This is a genomic window from Nocardia sp. TBRC8007 (assembly GCF_056629435.1).
Genome location: NZ_JBWSOR010000006.1, coordinates 157,157 through 178,969 on the forward strand (window position 1 = coordinate 157,157; position 21,813 = coordinate 178,969).

6 protein-coding genes are annotated in these 21,813 nt (G+C 63.7%); 4 read left to right on the top strand and 2 right to left on the bottom strand.

The window, feature by feature from the left end:
* Positions 1-49 precede the first annotated feature (49 nt).
* On the bottom strand, positions 50-6,523 hold the full coding sequence (locus tag ACX4ZE_RS09110; RefSeq protein ID WP_480272892.1) for an SDR family NAD(P)-dependent oxidoreductase: 6,474 nt from the start codon (positions 6,521-6,523) through the stop codon (positions 50-52).
* 353 nt (positions 6,524-6,876) lie between these two features.
* Complete coding sequence (locus ACX4ZE_RS09115; protein WP_480272893.1) at positions 6,877-13,410, bottom strand: SDR family NAD(P)-dependent oxidoreductase; 6,534 nt, start codon at positions 13,408-13,410, stop codon at positions 6,877-6,879.
* Positions 13,411-14,763: 1,353 nt separating this feature from the next.
* Between ACX4ZE_RS09115 and ACX4ZE_RS09120 the strand changes: the two genes are divergently transcribed.
* Genes ACX4ZE_RS09120 through narI form a run of 4 tightly spaced genes read left to right on the top strand, consistent with a single transcriptional unit; the run spans position 14,764 to position 21,617 of the window.
* Complete coding sequence (locus ACX4ZE_RS09120) at positions 14,764-18,474, top strand: nitrate reductase subunit alpha (RefSeq protein WP_480272894.1); 3,711 nt, start codon at positions 14,764-14,766, stop codon at positions 18,472-18,474.
* Positions 18,475-18,484: 10 nt separating this feature from the next.
* Positions 18,485-20,185 (top strand): nitrate reductase subunit beta, encoded by a 1,701-nt coding sequence (gene narH / locus ACX4ZE_RS09125; RefSeq protein WP_480272904.1) that lies wholly within the window; start codon positions 18,485-18,487, stop codon positions 20,183-20,185.
* The gene (narJ, locus tag ACX4ZE_RS09130; protein ID WP_480272895.1) at positions 20,182-20,862 is read left to right on the top strand and encodes a nitrate reductase molybdenum cofactor assembly chaperone; all 681 of its coding nucleotides are present in this window, start codon (positions 20,182-20,184) and stop codon (positions 20,860-20,862) included. The genes narH and narJ overlap by 4 nt, the downstream gene beginning before the upstream one ends.
* Positions 20,859-21,617, top strand: a complete 759-nt coding sequence (narI, locus tag ACX4ZE_RS09135) for a respiratory nitrate reductase subunit gamma (protein WP_480272896.1) — start codon at positions 20,859-20,861, stop codon at positions 21,615-21,617. Before narJ ends, narI begins: the two co-directional genes overlap by 4 nt.
* The last annotated feature ends 196 nt before the right edge of the window (positions 21,618-21,813 follow it).

A 21,813-nucleotide genomic window follows, 5' to 3' on the forward strand; every position in this document is an offset into this window, starting at 1 on the left:
GGACCTCGCGACCGACCGGCCGGTCGCGAGGTCCGGTAAACTCTGTCTGTCACACTAGAACTTCCCCTGCCATGGCGGGAGTGTGGTCTGTCATGGCCGTGTCGTCCGACGCCACCGGCAGCCCCGCCGAACCGGTACCCTCGACGATCGCCTCGGCCGCCGCGACACCGGCCTGCTCCAGAGTGAACGACCGCCCGATCTTCAACGACACCACATCCACATCCAGAGTTTGGTTGACCAACGAACTGAACTCGATGGCCATCAGCGAGTCCAAACCCAGCTCCGGCACCGGCACGGTCAGATCGATGGATTCCGCCGACACCTCCATCACCGACGCCAACAACTCGGCGAGCATATGCGCCACCACATCCTTACGCTTGACCTCATCCAGAGCGGCGAGCTCGGCCCGCAACCGGGCCGCGGCCGAATCCTGCTCCGCCGAAGCCGCGACCATATCCTCGACCCGGCCGGTCAACGCCATCTGCGCTCCACCGGAGGCCGCGACACGAGACCAATTCATCGGGGCGATATTGACCTTGGGGATACCCACCCGCAACGCTTCTTCCAGATACGCCGGTCCGTCGTCCATATCCATGGGGTCTAATCCGTAGCCGATCAGGTAGCGGGTGATGCTCTCGTCCGCCGTGACCATACCGGCACCCGCCATATGACCCCAACCGACCGCCAGCGCGGGGGCGCCCTGCCGGGCGAGCACATCGGCATAGGCGGTGATCGCGATATTGGCCGCGCTGTAGGAGTACTGACCGATAGGTCCGAAGATGGAGCTGGCGGAGGAGAACAGCACGAACTGATCCAACCGCGCCCCCACCGCGACGACACCATCCCACAACGCGCGCGCACCGAGGAGTTTGGGCCGCAGCACCTTGACCAGCCCGGCGCGGTCCATCACCCCGACACGTTTGTCGTCCACCGAACCCGCGGTATGGAAGACACCCTTCAACGGACGCTCAGAGGTGTGCGCACGGGCGATCACCGCGGCCACCGCCTCCGCGTCGGTCACATCGACCAGCTCGGTGACCACATCGATACCCTGACGCTCCCACACATCGAGTTGCTTGCGGGCCTCCTCGGTGGTGGCACCACCACGCCCGAGCAGAATCAAGTGCCGAGCACCCTTATCGACCAGCCACCGGCCGATCGCCAGACCGAACCCACCGAACCCACCGGTGACCAGATACCGCGCCCCGGAATCGATGACCACATCCGGAACCCGCGGACGCACCAACGGCACCTCCTCATCCAACCGCAGCACGGCCCGCCCGATCCGGGTGGAACGCGCGGCTTCTTCGAAAGCGTGCGCGACCTCAGCGGTACCGAACAGATGGTAGGGCAACGCCCGATAGGTGCCATCACTGATCCGACTGTTCGCGCCAATGACCTTTTGGACGGTTTGCTCCGGCCGCAGCTTCAACATCCGGTCGAGGTCGGCCGAGAAATATGCCACGTTCTTGTCGAAGTGCCACATCTCCAGCACACCACCGAAGTAGATATCGGCCTTGCCGAGCTCGACGATGCGGCCGAACTCGGCGACGGCGTCGAAGTTGCGGGTCAGGATCTCTCCTGGCGCGCTGCTGATCACCACGTCCGCGCCCCGACCGTCGGTGAAGGCAAGCACCTCGTCCACGAAATCCAGCGACCGCGAGTTCACCGCATGATCGGCGCCCTGCTCGAGCACATAGGCGCGTCGTGTTTCGGTGCTCGCGGTACCGATGACTCGCGCACCGTGCTGTTTGGCGATCTGGATCGCCGCCGACCCCACCCCACCGGCCGCACCATGCACCAGCACCGTCTCCCCCGGCTGCACCCGAGCCAGATCCAACAGCGAATGTTCCGCGGAGAGGAATGGGGTGGAACTGCTGATCCAAGCAGCGTCGACGTCTTTTCCGATGAGGAGGGTCCTGGCCGCGCTGAGCGTGTTGTACCGGCGGATGATGCCGGGACAGAATGCGTGCACCCGGTCACCGATCTGGAATCCGGTGACACCTGGGCCGAGCCGGACGACCGTGCCGGAACCCTCCATACCAAGTTCCATGCCGTAGTAAGTGCCTGCGAGTTCTCGCTCGCCCAGCACGCCGATAACCTTCATCGCGTCCTTGTAGTTGAGGCCGACCGCTGCCATCTTCACCTCGATCTCGCCGGGGCCAGGAGCACGCCGGTCGCATTGCCGCCACCCCAGCTGGGAGAAGGTCTTGGTCCGGGGCAGTTCCAACCGGAAGTTGACTTCCGGGTCGGTCAACGGCACGGCCTCGTCGAGATGATCGAGATGATCTTGCAAGGTCCGTTTCACCACCGGCACCCACCGCGCCCCGCCACGCAGGAACACCTCGTCGGCGTGATCATGGGTGAAGGCACCTGGGATGGTCAGCTCCACCCCGAGATCGGTATCGGCGACAGCGCCGTCGAGGTCGATCAACCGCCACCTCAACCAGGGCTGCTCGTTGAGCAACACCCGCCTGCCGCCTGCCAGCGCGGCATGGCCGGGGTCCGGCATGGTGTCGGCTTCCGGGTGGGTGAAGGCGTTCTCGGTGACCAGCGAGACGTAGTAGCCGTTGTCACCGAGACGATCGGACTCGGTCCCGTGTTCTTGCTGCCAAGCGTCGAGGAATTCTTCGGCAGTCACCGCGATCCGGCGCAACGTCCACAGATTGTCCATATCGTCATAACCGGTGCCCGCGACTACCACCACATGCAGCCGCTCGACACCGGCACGACTACGAGCCGACCGCAGTCGCCGGGTCAGTTCCGCTTCCAGATCCTCGCGACCCGGATCACCGACAACAAACAATTCCGCCCCCGCCGAACCAGAAGCAGCCACCCGCAGAACCTGCTCGGCGACCGGATTCACCGCGCTACCGAGCACCACGACCACGGTGTACAAATCCCCGACCGACGGCAACGTGACCGGATCGATGGGATTACGCATCTCCCAACATTCCTCATAGAAGAAATCGACCATCCGCTGCATCGGCGCCGGACGCGGCGAAATAGACCCGAACTTCATCCCCATGAGCCGCATACAAACGTTGTGATCAGCGTCGAGCAGATCGATATCGCTGATCAGCTCGCTGGATGAAACGAGTCGCACCACTACCACGACCTCCTCCGGCAGCGGCGCCAGTAGACGCACTTCGCGCACCTCCACCGGGACCAGGGCCCCTTCCTCCTTGCTGCGCGTGCCCACGAACAGCAGAGAGGCGGCCTGCAAGGCGGCATCGACGATCGCCGGATGCACCACGTACTCGTCCTTGGCAGCGATGACGCCGTCGAGCGTGGCTACCACCGTCGTATCCGAGATCCGGAGCGAGGTGAGACGCTGGAACATCGGTCCATACTCGAATATCGGCCCGGAGTCGAGTCCGTGCTCGGCCAGCATGGCATAGAACTCGGCCGGATCGGCCGTGCTCATCGCATCGGTGCTGGGGACATCGACCTTGATCTCGTCGAAGACACCCTCGACCAACCGGCCGGTGGCATTGACCGTCCAATTCGTGCCGGTCGTGCCACGAGAGCGGATAGTGAAACGACGGGTCGACTCCTCCACATCGAGCCGCATGATCGGTATCTCGCTGTCCGCGATGACCAACGGAGCCACCCAGCGCACCTTCTCCACACCAGCCTGGGTGGACTCGCCACGTCGCAGCACGGCGCTCAGAGCCATATCCAGATAACCGGTCCCCGGCATCACCCTGCTCCCACCGACCACATGATCGTCCAGCCACGGCAACACCTGAGTACTCAACTGCAACTGCCAACTCGAACTGTCGTCAGGGTCTTGATCACCCAACATGACATACCCGCTAGGTGTGCCGAACCGGTTGGACAGATCCACCGGGTAGTCGGTGCGGAGGTGGGTGTTCTGCCACGGGTAGACCGGTAGGTCGATATGCGGGGTCGGGGACGGCAGATCAGCGAACAACGCCTCGATATCCAACACCCCCGCGGCATACAAACCAGCGACGACCTGCCGGATACTGTCGGCGTCATCCTGTTTGCGGTGCAGCGTCGCGATAGTGGTGCCGGTCTCCCCGGCCCCACGCAGGATCTCACGAATATTAGCGCCCAACACCGGATGCGGACCGATCTCCACGAACACCCGACTCCCCGCACCGACGAGCTCACCCACCGCATCAGCGAACCGCACACTCTGACGCACATTCGCACACCAATACTCACCATCCCACTCACCCTCGGTGACCCGAGTACCGGTGACAGTGGAATACAACGGCACCCGCGGCGCCGCAGGCCGGATATCGGCCAACACCTCACGGAACTCCGCGAGGATCGGGTCCATCAGATGACTGTGATACGGCACCTCCACCTGCAACCGCCTGGCGAAAACCCCGTCCTCGGTGAGGGATTCGGCGATCTCGTCCAAACGCGCCACCTCCCCGGCCAAAGTCACCGCCGAAGGACTGTTGACCGCCGCGATATCCACCCGACCATCACCAGCGACCAGATCTTGCGCCTCGGCCAACGGCAACCCGACCGCCAACATTCCCCCCGACCCCGCGGTAGTAGCCTGCAACCGCGCCCGGTGATACCCCACCAACAACGCCTCCCGCAACGACAACACCCCCGACACATACGCCGCGGCCACCTCACCCACACTGTGCCCCACCACCACCGCAGGCCGAATACCCAACTCCCGCAACACCGCACACAACCCCACCTGCACCAAAAAATTCCCAGCCTGCGCCACCACCGTACTCGTCACCCGCGACTGCTCCTCCGGCCGCAACAACTCCTCCACGATCGACCAACCGGCGATCTTCTGGAATTCCGCATCGATCCGGTCCGCCTCTTCGGCGAAAACACCGCCTGCCTCTAGCAGTCCGCGACCCATCGCCCACCACTGCGGACCCATCCCCGTGAACACGAACACCGGCTCAGCGACCTTGGATGGCACCGCCCGGCTCACCCGCCCAGTGCCCTCGGCGAAGTCGACCAGACTCTGTACCAACTCGGCGTTGTCGGCGAAGGGAATCCCGGCCCGGAACGGATGATGGCTACGCCGCGTCCACGCCGCCTCGGCCAACCAGCCCACCTCCGCGCCCGCCGCGATCCGCTCGGCGAAGCCCCGCGCCAGGTCCCGCACCGCCTGCTCGCTACGCGCCGAAAGCGGCAACACCCCATAGTGTTTCGGCTCCCGCTGGTTCGGTTTCCGGTGTTTCGTTTTCCTGCCCGCGCCGTTTCCGCTGGTGGGGGTGGGTGGACGGTATTCCTGCAGGATGGCGTGCGCGTTCGTGCCACCGTAACCGAAACCGTTGACCGCGATAGTGACCCGATCGACCTCCGGACCGACCTCCTCGGCCTCCAACTGCAACCGGACATTCAACTCCTCGAACGGAATATCCGGATTCGGAGTATCCAACCACCCCTGCGGCGGAATGACCCGCTTCGACACCGCCAACGCCGACTTGATCACACTCGCGATCCCCGACGCCGCCTCGGTATGCCCCAACTGCGCCTTCACCGACCCCACCCCCAACGGCACACTACGCCCCTCCACCGCACCATACGTACGACCGATCGCCCGCAACTCCAACGGATCCCCCACCGGAGTCCCCGTCCCATGCGCCTCCACATACGTCACCTCACCCGGCGCGATCCCCGCCTGCCGAGCGACATCCCTGGCCAACGCCTCCTGCATATCCGCATTCGGCACCGTAATCGCGGTCGTACGCCCATCCTGATTCGACCCCGTCGCCTTGATCACCGCATACACCCGATCCCCATCCCGCAGCGCGGCCGACAACTTCTTCAACACCACCATCCCCACACCCTCACCACGCCCATACCCATCAGCAGCCGCATCGAACGACTTACTCCGCCCATCAGCAGCCAGAAACCCCGCTTTACACATCGAAACAAACGGCCCCGGCTGCTCCAACACACTTACTCCACCGGCCACGGCCATCTCACAATCCCCGCTGTCGATACCCTGGCACGCCAGATGCAACGCGACCAACGACGACGAACACGCGGTATCCACAGTCAAGGCAGGCCCGAGCAGATTCAGCGCGTACGCCAGCCGGTTGGAAATCATCGTGTACGTCGAACTGGCCGCCGAGTGCATATTCATGTACGGCAGCGACTCGGGTGAGGACAGGGCCGACAGGTGATCGATGGTGAACGCCCCGACATACACACCGAGCGAAGCCCCCGCGATCCGGCCTGCGACGCCTGCGTCGTCGAACGCCTCCCACGCCGTCTCCAGCACGAGCTGCTGTGCGGGGTCCATCTCCGCCGCCTCGCGTGGTGAGATACCGAAGAAGTCCGGGTCGAACGCCCACGGGTCCCTGGTCATGAACGCCGCCCGCTTGGTGTAGGCCCGCGCGGGGGTGCGTTTGTCCGGATCGTAGAAACGCCGCCAATCCCACCGCTCGGGCGGGACCTCGCATACCCCGTCTCGCTTGTTGACAAGCAGGTCCCAGAACGTTTCGGGGGATTCGATGCCACCGGCATAATGGCAGCCGATACCGACAATCGCAATATCAGACACAGTCGACTCCTAGTCAGTCGAAGATGAAGATATTATGTCCGCATACCAAACCCGACAACTACGGCGGAGCACCACGAAACGGACATTCCATTAGAGAAGCTCCAGAAGTGTTCTCCACTACCAGGAGCATTAATGGGAAATCTACCATCGGGCGCGAATATCGCAATAAACTAGTTATTGTCACCGAAAGGTCTCCAAAAAAACTTCTTGAATTATTCAGAGACCTTTTCGTTACTTTCGATCTATGGTTCGGAAACTCGCTGGATCGATCGGTTCGAAATATAGAGGGATGTCGGCGGTTACCGGATCTCGCTACCGGTCGGCCAGTCGCAAGATCCGGTATCCTCGGTCGGTCACACCGGCACTTCCGCCATCATGGCAGGGGTGCCATCCGGCGTGGCTGTGCCATCCGGCGTGGCCGGGGTATCGTCCGATGCCACCGGCAGCCCCGCCGAACCGGTGCCCTCGACGATCGCCTCGGCCGCCGCGACACCGGCCTGCTCCAGGGTGAACGACCGCCCGATCTTCAACGACACCACATCCACATCCAGAGTTTGGTTGACCAGCGAACTGAACTCGATAGCCATCAGCGAGTCCAAACCCAGCTCCGGCACCGGCACGGTCAAATCGATGGATTCCGCCGACACCCCCATCACCGACGCCAACAACTCGGCGAGCATATGCGCCACCACATCCTTACGCTTGACCTCATCCAGAGTGGCGAGCTCGGCCCGCAACCGGGCCGCAGCCGAATCCTGCTCCGCCGAAGCCGCGACCATGTCCTCGACCCGACCGGTCAACGCCATCTGCGCCCCGCCGGAGGCCGCGACGCGAGACCAGTTCATCGGGGCGATATTGACCTTGGGGATACCCAGTCGCAACGCTTCTTCCAGGTACACCGGTCCGTCGTCCATATCCATGGGGTCGAATCCGGAGCTGATCAGGTAGCGGGTGATGCTCTCGTCCGCCGCGGCCATACCGGCACCCGCCATATGACCCCAGCCGACCGCCAACGCGGGGACGCCCTGCCGGGCGAGCACATCAGCATAGGCGGTGATCGCGATATTGGCCGCGGTGTAGGAATACTGACCGATAGCTCCGAAGATGGAGCTGCCGGAGGAGAACAACACGAACTGATCCAACCGAGCCCCCACCGCGACGACACCATCCCACAACGCGCGCGCGCCGAGGAGTTTGGGCCGCAGCACCTTGGCCAGCCCGGCACGGTCCATCATCCCGACGCGTTTGTCGTCCACCGAGCCCGCAGTATGGAAGATACCCTTCAACGGACGCTCAGAGGTGTGCGCGCGAGCGACCACCGCGGCGACCGCCTCCGCGTCGGTCACATCGACCAGCTCGGTGACCACATCAATACCCTGACGCTCCCACACGGCGAGTTGTTCACGGGCCTCCTCGGTGGTGGCGCCACCACGCCCGAGCAGAGTCACGTGACGAGCACCCTTATCGACCAGCCACCGGCCGATCGCCAGACCGAACCCACCGAACCCACCGGTGATCAGATACCGCGCCCCGGAATCGATGACCACATCCGGAACCCGCGGACGCACCAACGGCGCCTCCTCATCCAACCGCAACACCGCCCGACCGATCCGGGTGGAACGCGCGGCTTCTTCGAAAGCATGCGCGACCTCAGCGGTACCGAACATGTGATAAGGCAACGCCCGGTAGGTACCGTCATTGATCCGGCTATACGCTCCGATGACCTTTTGGACGACTTGCTCCGGCCGCAGCTTCATCATCCGGTCCAGATCGAACGAGAAATACGCCACGTTCTTGTCGAAGTTCCGCAGCTCCAACACGCCACCGAAGTAGATATCGGCCTTGCCGAGCTCGAGAATGCGGCCGAACTCGGCGACAGCGTCGAAATTGCGGGTCAGGAGCTCTCCGGGCGCGCTGCTGATCACTACGTCCGCGCCCCGGCCGTCGGTGAATGCCAGCACTTCGTCGGCGAAATCCAACGACCGTGAGTTCACCGCATGGTCGGCGCCCTGCTCGAGCACATAGGCGCGTCGCGTTTCGGTGCTCGCGGTACCGATCACCCGCGCGCCATGCTGTTTGGCGACCTGGATCGCCGCCGACCCCACCCCACCGGCCGCGCCGTGCACCAGCACCGTCTCCCCCGGCTGCACCCGAGCCAGATCCAACAGCGAATGTTCCGCGGCGAGGAATGCGTTGATACTGCTGACCTCGCCTGATGCGATGTCCTTTTCGACAGGGTAAGCCTGGAGCGCGCTGAGCGTGTTGTACCGGCGGATCATGCCAGGACAGAATGCGTGCACCCGGTCACCGACCTCGAAGCCGGTGACACCGGGGCCGAGCCGGACGATCGTGCCCGCGCCCTCCATACCGGGTTCGAGGCCATAGAACGTGGGGGCGAGTTCGCGCTCACCCAGTACGCCGATAACCTTCATCCCGTCCTTGTAACTGAGGCCGACCGCCGCCATCTTCACCTCGACCTCGCCGGGGCCAGGCGCACGCCGGTCGCATTGCCGCCACCCCAGCTGGGAGAAGGTCTTGGTCCGGGGCAGCTCCAACCGGAAGTTGACTTCCGGGTCGGTCAACGGCACGGCCTCATCGAGATGATCGAGATGATCCTGCAGCGTCCGCTTCACCACCGGCACCCACCGCGCCCCACCGCGCAGGAACACCTCGTCGGCGTGATCATGGGTGAAGGCACCGGGAATCGTCAGCTCCGCCCTGAGATCGGTATCGGCGACCGCGCCGTCGAGGTCGATCAACCGCCACCGCAACCAGGGCTGCTCTGCATACAGCGTTCGCCTGCCACCGGCCAGCGCGGCGTGACTGGTGTCCGGCATGGTGTCGGCTTCCGGGTGGGTGAAGGCGTTCTCGGTGACCAGCGAGGCATAGTAGCCGCTGTCGCCGAGGCGATCGGTCTCGGTCCCGTGCTCTTGCTGCCAGGCGTCGAGGAATTCTTCGGCGGGCACCGCGATCCGGCGCAGCGTCCACAGATTGTCCATATCGTCATAATCGGTGCCGGCGACCACCACCACATGCAGCCGCTCGACACCGACACGAGTGCGTGCCGACCGCAGTCGCCGGGTCAGTTCCGCTTCCAGATCCGCACGACCCGGATCACCGGCAACGAACAATTCCGCCCCCGCCGAACCAGAGGTGGTGATACGCAGGATCTGCTCCGCGGCCGGGTTCGGCGCGGTGCCGAGCACCACGACCACGGTGTACAAATCCCCGACCGACGGCAACGTGACCGGATCGATGGGATCGCGCATCTCCCAACATTCCTCATAGAAGAAATCGACCATCCGCTGCATCGGCGCCGGACGCGGCGAGATGGACCCGAACTTCAACCCGATGATCCGCATGCAGACGTTGTGATCGGTATCGAGCAGATCGATATCGGTGATCAACTCCCTGGACGACTCGCTGAATGAAGTGAGCCGCGCCACTACCACGACCTCCTCCGGCAGCGGCGCCAGCAGACGCACCTCGCGCACCTCCACCGGGACCATAGCCCCTTCCCCCTTGCTGCGCGTGCCCGCGAACAGCAGGGAGGTGGCCTGCACGGCGGCGTCGACGATCGCCGGATGCGCCGGGTACCCGCCCTCGGCGGCGATGACGCCGTCCAGCGTGGCCACCACCGCCGTGTCCGAGATCCGGAGCGAGGTGACGCGCTGGAACGTCGGCCCGTACTCGAGCCCGTGCTCGGCCAGCACGGCATAGAACTCGGCCGGATCGGCCGTGCTCATCGTATCGGTGCTGGGGACATCGACCTTGTTCTCGTCGAAGACACCCTCGACCAACCGGCCGGTGGCATTGACCGTCCAATTCGTGCCGGTCGTGCCGCGAGAGCGGATAGTGAAACGACGGGTCTGGTCGTTTACGTCGAGCCGCATGATCGGCGTTTCGCTGTCCGCGATGACCAGTGGGGCTACCCAGCGCACGTCCTCTACACCGGCTTGGGTGGACTCGGTACGTAGCAGCGCGGCGCTCAGGGCCATATCCAGATAGCCCGTCCCCGGCATCACCCGGCTCCCGCCGACCACATGATCGTCCAGCCACGGCAGCACCTGAGTACTCAACTGCAACTGCCAGCTGGCGCTGTCGTCGGGGTCCTGATCACCCAACATCACATACCCGCCGGGTGTGCCGAACCGATTGGACAGATCCACCGGGAACTCGTTGCGGAGGTGGGTGTTCTGCCATGGATAGACCGGTAGGTCGATATGCGGGGTCGGGGACGGCAGATCAGCGAACAACGCCTCGATATCCAACACCCCCGCGGCATACAAACCAGCGAAGACCTGCCGGATACTGTCGGCATCGTCCTGTTTGCGGTGCAGCGTCGCGATGGTAGTGCCGGTCTCCCCGGCCCCACGCAGGATCTCACGAATATTAGCACCCAACACCGGATGCGGACCGATCTCCACGAACACCCGACTCCCCGCACCGACGAGCTCACCCACCGCATCAGCGAACCGCACACACTGACGCACATTCGCACACCAATACTCACCATCCCACTGCCCCTCGGTCACCCGAGTACCAGTGACAGTGGAATACAACGGCACCCGCGGCGCCGCAGGCCGGATATCGGCCAACACCTCACGGAACTCCGCGAGGATCGGGTCCATCAGATGACTGTGATACGGCACCTCCACCTGCAAACGCTTAGCGAAAACCCCGTCCTCGGTAAGAGACTCAGCAATCTCGTCCAAACGCGCCACCTCCCCGGCCAAAGTCACCGCCGAAGGACTGTTGACCGCCGCGATATCCACCCGACCATCACCAGCGACCAGATCCTGCGCCTCGGCCAACGGCAACCCGACCGCCAACATCCCCCCCGACCCCGCGGTAGCAGCCTGCAACCGCGCCCGGTGATACCCCACCAACAACGCCTCCCGCAACGACAACACCCCCGACACATACGCCGCAGCCACCTCACCCACACTGTGCCCAACCACCACCGCAGGCCGAATACCCAACTCCCGCAACACCGCACACAACCCCACCTGCACCACAAAATTCCCCGCCTGCGCCACCACCGTACTCGTCACCCGCGACCGCTCCTCCGGCCGCAACAACTCCTCCACAATCGACCAACCAGCAATCCGCTGAAACTCCGCATCGATCCGAACCACCTCAGCGGCAAAGGTGCCACCGGCCCCCCACAACCCGCGACCCATCGCCCACCATTGCGGCCCCATCCCGGTGAACACGAATACCGGCTCAGCGACCTTACTCGTTACCGTCCGCTTCACCGATCGGGTGCCCTCGCCGAATTCGGCCAGGCCCTGCACTAGCCCGGTATCGTCGGCGAAGGGAATCCCGGCCCGGAGCGGATGATGACTACGCCGTGTCCACGCTGCCTCGGCCAACCAACCCACATCCGCGCCCGCCGCGACCCGCTCGGCGAAACCGCGCGCCAGGTCCCGCACCGCTTGCTCGCTACGCGCCGAAAGCGGCAACACCCCATGGTGTTTCGGCTCCCGATGGTTCGGTTTACGGTGTTTCGTTTTCCCGGCCACACCGTTATGCCTGGCCACACCGTTACCGTTGCCACCGGAGCCGGCACCGTTTCCGCCGGTGCGGGTGGGTGGACGGTATTCCTGCAGGATGGCGTGCGCGTTCGTGCCACCGTAACCGAAACCGTTGACCGCGATGGTGACCCGATCGACCTCCGGACCGACCTCCTCGGTCTCCAACTGCAACCGGACATTCAACTCCTCGAACGGAATATCCGGATTCGGGGTATCCAACCACCCCTGCGGGGGAATGACCCGCTTCGACACCGCCAACGCCGACTTGATCACACTCGCGATCCCCGACGCCGCCTCGGTATGCCCCAACTGCGCCTTCACCGACCCCACCCCCAACGGTGTAACACGCCCCTCCACCGCACCATACGTACGACCGATCGCCCGCAACTCCAACGGATCCCCCACCGGAGTCCCCGTCCCATGCGCCTCCACATACGTCACCTCACCCGGCGCAATCCCCGCCTGCCGAGCGACATCCCTGGCCAACGCCTCCTGCATATCCGCATTCGGCACCGTGATCGCGGTCGTACGCCCATCCTGATTCGACCCCGTCGCCTTGATCACCGCATAGATCCGATCCCCATCCCGCTGCGCGGCCGACAACTTCTTCAACACCACCATCCCCACACCCTCACCACGCCCATACCCATCAGCAGCCGCATCGAACGACTTACTCCGCCCATCAGCAGCCAGAAACCCCCCCTTACACATCGAAACAAACGTTCCCGGCTGCGCCAGCACGTTCACCCCACCGGCCACGGCCATCTCACAATCCCCGCTGTCGATACCCTGACACGCCAGATGCAACGCGACCAACGACGACGAACACGCGGTATCCACCGTGATCGCAGGACCCACCAGATCCAGCGCGTACGCCAGCCGGTTGGAAATCATCGTGTACGACGCACTGACTGCCGAGTGCATATTCATGTACGGCAGCGACTCGGGTGAGGACAGGACCGACAGCTGGTCGAGGGTGAACGCTCCCATATACACACCAAAAGAAGAGCCGGTGATCCGGCCGGCAATCCCGGCGTCGTCGAACGCCTCCCACGCCACTTCGAGCACCTGCCGCTGTGAGGGGTCCGTCTCTGCCGCCTCGCGCGGTGAGATACCGAAGAAGTCCGGGTCGAACGCCCACGGGTCACTGGTCATGAACGCCGCCCGCTTGGTGTAGGCCCGAGCAGGGGTGCGTTTGTCCGGATCATAGAAACGCCGCCAATCCCACCGCTCGGGCGGAACCTCACATACCCCGTCCCGCCTGCTGACAAGCAGGTCCCAGAACGTTTCCGGAGATTCGATGCCACCGGCATAACGGCAGCCGATACCGACAATCGCAATATCAGACACAGTTGACTCCTGGTTCTACCGAAAACACTTATGCCCGCATACCGAAACCGACGACAACATCGGATCAACATGAAACGGACATTCTGTCGAAAACTCCAGAGATATTCTTTCATCGCCCGGAGCAATAATGGGCAATCTACCACCGGACGCAAATGTCACAATATATAGTTATTGTTACCAATAAGCCAAGAGATAATTTTTGTGAATTATTTGGAGAAATTTTCGTTACTCTCGATCTTTCGTCCATGAAACGCGTCGACACTATCGGCTCGGAGTTTCAGAGCGAAACCCTGGTCACAAACAAGCTCGTCCGGCACTCGTGTTCCAGCCACCAGGACTACCTCAGTCCGACGAGACCGCGACGGTGCTTCGTTCCTGCTCGAGTAGCCTCATTCCTGTTCGAGCGATCGAATCGAGGGGAGTCCATTCGGCGGGGTACGCAGTGCCGAAGACTCCCTTGACACACCTGATGCGAGATAAGCGGGAACCAGGTGGATTCGTTGGTTGCCCGGAGCGCGACCTGCTCCAATCGATTGGAGCGAGCGGACGAAGATCGTTACATCGATCTGAGCGGATCGCGCGCACAGGTTCGCCGAGCGCCTGGGCTGCCACAAGAACCAGATGCTCCGTCAGCTGCACCGATTCGATACCGATGATTGTGACGGACTGGATACCTGGTCTGGATCCAGACGTAAGCGCCGTATCACTGACACCGAATGCGGATGACCCATCGCACCGGCCTGGTCGACACCCTAGAGAAACCGAAACGCGCACACCGCCCGCACTGTCTGTCCGGTCGATAGGCATCCCGGTCTGAACGCGACACTCGCTCCGCACTACCGAGAAAGCTCCGCACGACCAAGAAGCATGCCCATAACACTGGAGCCGAGGAGGATACAGAGCCGATGCATACAGCACGCAGAGCCAAGGTCCCGACAAGTCGTCACACATTTCGAATACTTTCAGCGAATTGCGACCCGAGCAACAATATTTGTCCGGAAACCGGCACAGGAGCGGACGAATGTCCGGAAAATAGGTTTCGATAGGTATGTATAATCGTGTTAATAAATGTTAAGTGTGTGAGAATTAGTTGTTTCCCGAATATCAAAGCACCGCCTGCACGATAGTGTGCCGCGCCTGGAGAACCGATTTCGACCAGTTCACCACACAGCCGCCCTGGCCATCTCACACTTCGCTACGCGGAAGTGTCAGGCAACCGTGACGGCTATGTTGCGCTGATCTCACAACTCACCGTGCGCTCGAATGTGATGTGAGGTATCCATTTGGCCAGCCGCGAAGAAGTACATAAAATCGGAATAATCAGCCTAATTCGCACAGCTCGAAGGGGACGTCTTGGTTAATTCGCGTACCCAGGGGCACACGCCCTCCGCCGCGACTACCGATGCCGGGGAAGCGCTCCTGCGGCTGGGGAGATACTTCCATCGGGGCGAGGTGTCCGCCGACCACCGCGCACTACACAAAGTCGGCGGTCGCGGCGCCGACGAGTTCTACCGGGACCGCTGGTCACACGACAAAGTGGTGCGCTCCACACACGGAGTGAACTGCACCGGGTCGTGTTCTTGGAAGATCTACGTCAAGGACGGCGTGATCACCTGGGAGTCGCAGCAAACCGACTATCCATCGGTCGGCGCCGACAAGCCGGAGTACGAGCCGCGTGGCTGCCCCCGTGGCGCGTCCTTCTCCTGGTACACCTATTCGCCCGCCCGGGTGCGCTACCCATATGTGCGAGGAGCGCTGCTGGAGCTGTACCGGGAAGCCAAGTCCCGGCTGAAAGATCCGGTATCGGCGTGGGGCGAGATCGTGGAGGACCCGAAGAAAGCGCGCAGCTACAAGGTCGCGCGCGGCAAAGGCGGTTTCGTCCGCGCCGAGTGGTGGGAAGCGGCTGAGATCGCCGCCGCCGCGCACGTGTACACGATCAAACGGTATGGTCCGGACCGAGTGGCCGGGTTCTCGCCGATTCCGGCCATGTCGATGGTCAGCCACGCTGTCGGTGCCCGGTTCATCTCACTACTCGGCGGCTCGATGCTGTCGTTCTACGATTGGTATGCCGACCTGCCTGTAGCCTCGCCGCAGGTCTTCGGCGATCAGACCGATGTGCCGGAGTCCGCAGACTGGTTCGACGCCGGCTACCTCATCATGTGGGGCTCGAACGTGCCAGTGACCCGGACTCCGGACGCACATTACATGACAGAGGCCCGCTACCGTGGCCAGAAGGTGGTGGTGGTCTCCCCCGACTACGCCGACAACACCAAATTCGCCGACGAATGGGTGCCTGCGCGCCCGGGCACCGACGCGGCTCTTGCCATGGCGATGGGTCATGTGGTGCTGAAGGAATTCTTCGTCGATCAGACGAGACCGCGATTCCTCGACTACGTCAAACGCTTCACCGACTTGCCGTTCCTGATCACATTGAACGAACGAGACGGGGCATACTTGCCGGGCAAGTTCCTCACCGCCGCCGACCTCGGCGGCACCGGCGAGGGCGTGGAATTCCAGACAGTGCTGCTGGATGGGCAGATGCGACCAGTGGTGCCCAACGGCTCGCTCGGCCATCGGTTCGGCGAATCCGGCGCCGGACAGTGGAACCTCGATCTCGGGGAGGTCGACCCCCTGCTGACTCTGCACGGCCGCACCGATGATGCCGCGTCCGTGCTGGTTCCCCGTTTCGACAGCGCCACTCCGGGCGTGCTCACCCGTGGAGTGCCGACAACGACTGTCGCGGGCAAACGCGTCACCACGGTCTTCGATCTGTTGCTTGCCCAGTACGGCATCGGCCGCGCCGGCCTGCCAGGAGCCTGGCCAAGTGGCTACACCGACGCGGCCGAGCCTTACACCCCAGCCTGGCAGGAAGCCATCACCGGGGTGCCTGCCGCGCAGGCCGAGCGTATCGCCCGGGAGTTCGCCGATAACGCCGACCGCTCCGGCGGACGGTCGATGATTTTGATGGGCGCGGGCACAAACCACTGGTTCCACTCCGATCAGATCTATCGCGCGTTCTTCACCTTGACCCTGCTGACCGGCTGCCAGGGCGTCAACGGCGGCGGCTGGGCGCATTATGTCGGACAGGAGAAGTGCCGCCCGGTCACCGGCTGGTCCACGCTGGCCTTCGGACTGGACTGGCAACGCCCGCCGCGACAGATGCAAGGCACAGTGTTCTGGTATCTGGCCAACGATCAGTGGCGCTACGACCCGTTCACCGCGGAATCGTTCGCCTCGCCGCTCGGTGCGGGGACATTCACCGGTCGCACCGCGGCCGACAATATCGCGCTGGCCACCCGGTTGGGCTGGATGCCGAGCTACCCCACCTTCGACCGCAACCCACTCGACCTGGCCGATGAGGCACAGGCTGCGAGGAAGAGTGCGGCCGAACACGTGGTGGACGGGTTGAAGTCCGGGCAGCTGCGATTCGCCTGCGAGGATCCGGACGCGCCGGAGAACTACCCGCGCTGCCTGACCGTATGGCGAGCGAACCTGCTCGGCTCCTCCGGTAAGGGCAACGAGTACTTCCACCGCCACCTGCTCGGCGCCGACGCCAACCTGCAGACCGACGAGGCCGCCGGCGTGCGGCCGCAGGAGTTGACCTGGCGGGAGACCGCCGCTACCGGCAAGCTGGATCTATTGCTGTCGCTGGACTTCCGGATGACCAGCACCACCCTGTTCTCCGATATCGTACTGCCCGCCGCCACCTGGTACGAGAAGCACGATCTCTCCTCCACCGACATGCACCCGTTCGTGCACGCCTTTTCCCCCGCTATCTCGCCGCCTTGGGAGGCCAAGACCGATTTCGACGCCTTCCACCGGATCGCGCGCGGCTTCTCCTGGATGGCCGAGAAACATCTGGGCAAGCGCACCGACATCGTGGCCGTACCGCTGCAGCACGACTCACCAGACGCGACTGCACAGGCAGGCGGGCGGGTGCTGGACTGGAAAGCCGGTGAGTGCGAGCCCGTTCCTGGCAAGACCATGCCTAAACTGGTGGTCGTCGAACGCGACTACCCGAAGGTCGCGGAGAAGATGGCCGCGCTCGGACCGCTGATCGACACGCTCGGCGTCACCACCAAGGGCATTACCACTCACCCTGATCAGGAAGTCGAGCACCTCGCCGCGATGAACGGCACTGTGGTCTCCGGTGTGGCGCGGGGGCGTCCGTCGCTGGCCAAGGACACGCATGCGGCCGAGACGATCCTGGCCTTGTCGGGCACCACCAATGGCAGGCTCGCGGTGGAGGGTTTTCACGTGCTGGAACGCCGCACCGGGACCCAGTTGGCCGATCTGGCCGCCGAGCACGAAGGCAAACGCGTCTCCTTCGCCGATACCCAAGCCCGTCCGGTTCCGGTGATCACCTCACCGGAGTGGTCGGGCAGCGAGACCGGCGGACGCCGGTATTCGCCGTTCACCATCAACACCGAACGACTCAAGCCCTGGCATACGCTCACCGGAAGGCAACATTTCTACCTCGATCACGACTGGATGATCGAGCTCGGCGAGCAACTGCCTATCTTCCGTCCTCCGCTGGACATGACCGCGTTGTTCCGTGAACCCACGATCGGCGAGGTCGGCGACAAGGGTGTCACCGTGCGCTACCTGACGCCGCACTCGAAGTGGTCGATCCACTCCGCCTACCAGGACAACCTGCACATGCTGACGCTTTCGCGCGGCGGGCAGACAATCTGGATGTCCGACCGGGACGCGGCGAAGATCGGAGTGGCCGACAACGATTGGATCGAGGCGATCAACCGCAACGGCATCGTGGTCGCCCGCGCGATCGTCAGCCACCGGATGCCGGAGGGCACGGTGTTCATGTATCACGCTCAGGACCGTGCGGTGGACGTGCCGCGCATCGAAGGCCTCGGTGCGGACACCAAAGGCCGAGGCAAGCGCGGCGGCATCCATAACGCACTCACCCGCATCATGATCAAACCCTCACATTTGATCGGCGGCTATGCGCAGCAGTCCTTCGCGCTGAATTACCACGGCCCCACCGGAAATCAGCGCGACGAGGTCACCACAATCCGCAAACGCTCGCAGAAAGTGGAGTACTGATATGCGAGTCATGGCACAGCTGGCCATGGTGATGAACCTGGACAAATGCATCGGCTGCCACACCTGCAGCGTCACCTGCAAGCAGGCGTGGACCAACCGCGGCGGCACCGAGTACGTCTGGTTCAACAATGTGGAAACCCGCCCTGGCCAAGGCTATCCGCGGCAATACCAGGATCAGGACAAGTGGAAGGGCGGCTGGACGCTGAACAAGCGCGGCAAGCTCACTCTGAAGTCCGGATCTCGAATCAAGCGACTGCTGAATATCTTCGCCAATCCGGACCTGCCCACGGTCGAGGATTACTACGAGCCGTGGAGCTACGACTACGACAATCTGCTGTCCTCGCCGCCGGCCGATACCACGCCGGTCGCACGGCCGAAATCGCTTATCACCGGCCAAGATACGAAAGTGACCTGGGGCGCGAACTGGGACGACGACCTGGGCTCCGGGCCAGAGCAGGTCGGTAAGGACCCGCTGCTGGCCAAGCTATCGGAGCAGGTGAAACTGGAGTTCGACCAGACCTTCATGTTCTATCTGCCGCGGATCTGCGAGCACTGCCTGAATCCGTCGTGCGCGGCCTCTTGCCCTTCCGGAGCGATCTATAAGCGCGCCGAAGACGGCATCGTGCTGGTGGACCAGGACAAATGCCGTGGTTGGCGACAGTGCGTCTCGGGCTGCCCGTACAAGAAAATCTACTTCAACCACAAAACGGGCAAAGCGGAGAAATGCACCTTCTGCTACCCGCGGGTGGAGGTCGGCATGCCGACAGTGTGCTCGGAAACCTGTGTCGGGCGGCTGCGCTATATCGGCGTGATGCTCTACGACGCCGATGCCGTGCTGGGGGCAGCGTCGGTCGCCGAGGACACCGACCTCTACCCGGCCCAGCTCGGCGCATTCCTCAACCCACACGATCCACGGGTGATCGCGGAGGCAGAGCGGGCCGGGATCTCGCCGGATTGGCTTCAGGCGGCGCAGGATTCGCCGGTCTACCAGCTGATCGTGGACTACCAGATCGCACTGCCGTTGCATCCGGAGTACCGCACCATGCCGATGGTCTGGTATGTGCCGCCGTTGTCGCCGGTGGTGGACGTGCTCGCTGAAACCGGACACGACGGCGAGAATGTGTCGAACCTGTTCGGCGCGATCGACGCGCTGCGCATCCCAGTGGAGTATTTGGCCGAGTTGTTCACTGCGGGGGATGTGGGCCCGGTGCGCGCGGCGCTGCAGCGGCTCGCGGCAATGCGCTCGTTCATGCGGTCGGTGAACCTCGGCGAAGAGCCCGATCCCACGATCGCCCCATCGGTGCGGCTGGCGCCGGAGGAGATCGAGGCCATGTACCGGCTGCTGGCCATCGCCAAGTACGAGCACCGCTACGTCATCCCGTCCGGCGCGACAGCGCGCGCACACGAACTGGATTCACTCGCCACTGGGTGCAGTCTGGACACCGACGGCGGGCCTGGCATGACAGCTTTCGATCAGATGGTGGAGAAATTCCATCTCACCGACGCCAACGACGCGGCGCCGCAACAGAAATCGTCTCGGATCAATTTGCTGAACTGGGACGGCAAGAGTACCGAGGGCCTGGTGCCGACCACGACCTCCGCGAACGGTAGGCACAACGGGCACACGGACAGTGGCAAACATACCAACGGCTCTAGCAACGGCGCCGTCGCCGATGGATCTGCCACCACGCCGAGCGGAGCGCAGCGATGAGCCTGTTGAAGCTGCGCCGCCGCCCGGAACCTGCGGTCGAACTCACCCAACGCGACCGCCAACTGGTGTGGCGGATCGCCGCGCTACTGCTGGACTACCCGAGCGAGCAGACGCTGGCCATGGTCGACCAATTAACCAGTGCGGCAGCTGGTTTACCGGAAGGGGTGCGCGCCCCGCTGAACGAATGCCTCGACTATCTACGGACCACCCCACCGCTGCGGCTCGCCGCCGCCTATGTCGAAACCTTCGACCTGCGCCGCCGCGCCAGCCTGCACCTGACCTTCTACGCTTACGGCGACACCCGCAAACGCGGTATGGCGCTGCTGCGGTTCAAGCATGCCTATCGACACGCCGGTGTCGAACTCGGCGAGCAGGAGTTGCCCGACCATCTGCCTGTGCTGCTGGAATTCGCCGCGACCGTCGATCCGATCGGCGGCGAACGACTGCTCGGCGAACACGTCCCTGTGCTGGAGCTGCTACGGCTCTCGCTGTCCGACACCGACTCTCCGTATGCCGGGGTGCTCACCGCGGTCGGCGCGACTCTGCCGCCGCCGACCACCGCGGACCGACGGCGCATCGCCGAACTCGCCGCACAGGGCCCGCCCGAGGAAGAAGTCGGGCTGGACCCCTTCGCGCTGGACCCCTCCCTGTTCGACGGATCGGAAGGCCGACGATGAACGCGACACCGCATCTGCCGACCGCACTATGGCTGATCCTGCCCTACATCGCATTCACCTCATTCGCGCTCGGACACCTATGGCGCTATCGCACCGACCAATTCGGCTGGACCACCCGCTCCACCCAGATCTATGAAAGCCGCCTACTGCGCCTGGGCAGCCCGCTGTTCCACTTCGGCATGCTCGGGGTGATCGCCGGTCACGTGCTCGGCGTGCTGATCCCGGCGTCGTGGACCGCAGCGGTCGGTATCTCCGAACACGCCTATCACCTGATTGCCGTATCGGCGGGATCGGTGGCCGGTCTGGCCGTGCTCGCGGGCGTCGCCATACTGCTCTACCGGCGCATCACCGTTCCCGCCGTCCGCCGAGCCACCACCGCCAACGATAAACTGATGTACGCGCTGCTGGCCGCGGCACTGATCACCGGGTTGCTCAACACCTGGGGCAGTAATCTGCTGTGGGGCACCTACAACTATCGCGAAACCGTCTCACCCTGGTTCCGCAGCCTGTTCACGCTCAGCCCGGAACCCGAGCTCATGGTGGACACCCCGTGGACCTTCCAACTGCACGGGCTGGTCGTACTCGCGCTGATCGGATTGTGGCCCTATACCCGACTGGTGCACATGTTCAGCGCACCCGTGGGCTACCTCGTGCGGCCCTATGTGGTCTATCGCGGCAAGGAGTACAACGCTCCCGACAAACACCGCTACGCTCGCGCGTGGGACGCGCCGGTCACGCCGGAGCGACGGCGCTGACCGACGCCGACACCACACGACGACCTGCCCGGCCAGTGACGTCCGGGCAGGTCGTCGTAGGTTGGGCGCCGATAAGACGGCGGATTCGGCCGTGGAGCCGTTTACGCTGGTCATCGGTGAGCCGCCCGCACGACTGCCCGAGCGTATCGAGCGGGTAGTAGACGAGCCGGTCGGCAGGAAATACACCGAAGTCCGT

Excerpts from the sequence above, each read along its gene's own strand:
- narH (WP_480272904.1), top strand. The coding sequence starts at position 18,485 with ATGGCACAGCTGGCCATGGTGATGAACCTGGACAAATGCATCGGCTGC.
- narI (WP_480272896.1), top strand. The coding sequence starts at position 20,859 with ATGAACGCGACACCGCATCTGCCGACCGCACTATGGCTGATCCTGCCC.
- narJ (WP_480272895.1), top strand. The coding sequence starts at position 20,182 with ATGAGCCTGTTGAAGCTGCGCCGCCGCCCGGAACCTGCGGTCGAACTC.